Genomic DNA, 1566 nt, shown 5'->3' on the forward strand with positions numbered 1-1566 from the left:
CTGGGCGGTAAATGCTTCTGCCGGGCCAGCCACGGCGGCGTTGCGCTCGCCGGGCATCAGGGTGCCGTACACGAATACGGTGGTCGGTAAGTCACTCATATCGCCCCGACTGTAGCGGAGGCCGGGGGCCAATCAGGGCTGCGCCTGACAGCAGTGGGGGGAATACGTATAGACTGTCAGACTGAAAGGCAATTCTGACGCAGTGGTTTTCCACATCCCGGCAGACGTCTGGGCCGATGGCCTGCGTCTGCGGTGTTTTTCCGGCGTGCCCATCATTCGGAAAACGGCCCTAACTGCTGAGGCCCGGAGGAACCGACGCATGAACTTAACGGCTGTTCGGCAAGGTCTGTTGCTGTTTTTGGCGGGGCACTCAGGCGTACACGCAGGTGCAGCCCCGCCCAGCCGCTTTTATCCGGGGCCGCTTCTGGTCGATTCTGGCCCCGCCGCGCCTCTGAGCGCCCAGGATTACACCGATTTGCAGGCGCTCTTTGGCCGGGTGCGCCCCGCGACCCTGCGGATCGAGCAGTGCCCGGTCAGTGGGTGTGCCGAGCCGGGCGGCGTCGGCAGCGCCGTATTGATCGGCCCTGGTGGTCTGGCACTCACGGCCTATCACGTCGTTTTTCAGGCTCCGGCCCTCAGTGCCATGACCAGCAACCGGCGGCGTTACGCGGTTAAAGTGATCGGCTACGACGACCAGAACGATCTGGCCCTGCTTCGCGTGAATGTTCCGGCAGAGACCCCTTTTTTGCCTCTCACGGAAGCGTCCCCAGGGGTCGGTGAGCCGGTGCTGGTGATCGGTAATGGCGGCGGTGAATATCTGCGTCCCAAGATGGGCCGGTTGCTGGCGCTAGGGGCGCAGGCAGGTCGCGCCGATTTTCCGCCTGGAACGATGGAACTTAGTGCGCCGCTGGTGCCGGGCGACAGTGGCGGCCCCGTCCTGAACCGCGCCGGGGAGCTGAGCGGCGTCGTCAGCTTCATCCGGGACAGCCCCGGTGATGGGTCGCCCAACGGTGTGCCCGGTAAAGATGCTGGGGCGAACATCACCGCCTACGCGGTGCCGATGACAGCGCACGATCAGCGTCTGGCGGCCCTGCGGCGCGGAGTCAAACGGGACGCGCCGATCATCGGGGTCAGTCTGAGCGGCAATTTGGCGGTGCTTAGTGACCTGCCCGCAAAGCAGTTTGTAGCGCTCACTGAGCAGCTGGGCCTGCACCTGGGCCAGACGCCCGGCGCTTTTTTCAACCTGGTGGTGCCCGGCAGTCCGGCGGCCCGCGCACGCTTGCAGGCGCTGCTGTACGACCGCAACAACACGCGGATTCAGGGCGATATCGTGACGGCGGTGAATGGTAAGCGTACCGTCAATTTCAGCGAGTTTCAGTACGCGGTGCGCTCGTATGCGCCTGGAGAAATCGTCAAACTAACGGTCTTACGCGGAGGCAAAAAGCTGACCCTGAAGCTGAAGCTAGTAGGCCGCAGTACCGTAAAAAATTAGTAACTGCTCAGCAGGGGGACTTGCGAAGCGGAAAGGGGTAGAGTAGGGACATTACGCAAAAGATCTGTCCCAAC

Annotated in this window: 1 protein-coding gene; it reads left to right on the forward strand. The window is 63.1% G+C overall.

The window, feature by feature from the left end; genetic code table 11:
- The first annotated feature begins 319 nt into the window (after window positions 1-319).
- Window positions 320-1492 carry a S1C family serine protease gene (locus tag QZ269_RS13055; protein WP_291427130.1) on the forward strand — a complete coding sequence of 391 codons (1173 nt, stop codon included), beginning with the start codon at window positions 320-322 and terminating at the stop codon, window positions 1490-1492.
- The last annotated feature ends 74 nt before the right edge of the window (window positions 1493-1566 follow it).

This window comes from Deinococcus sp. (genome assembly GCF_018260405.1).
GTDB lineage: Bacteria > Deinococcota > Deinococci > Deinococcales > Deinococcaceae > Deinococcus.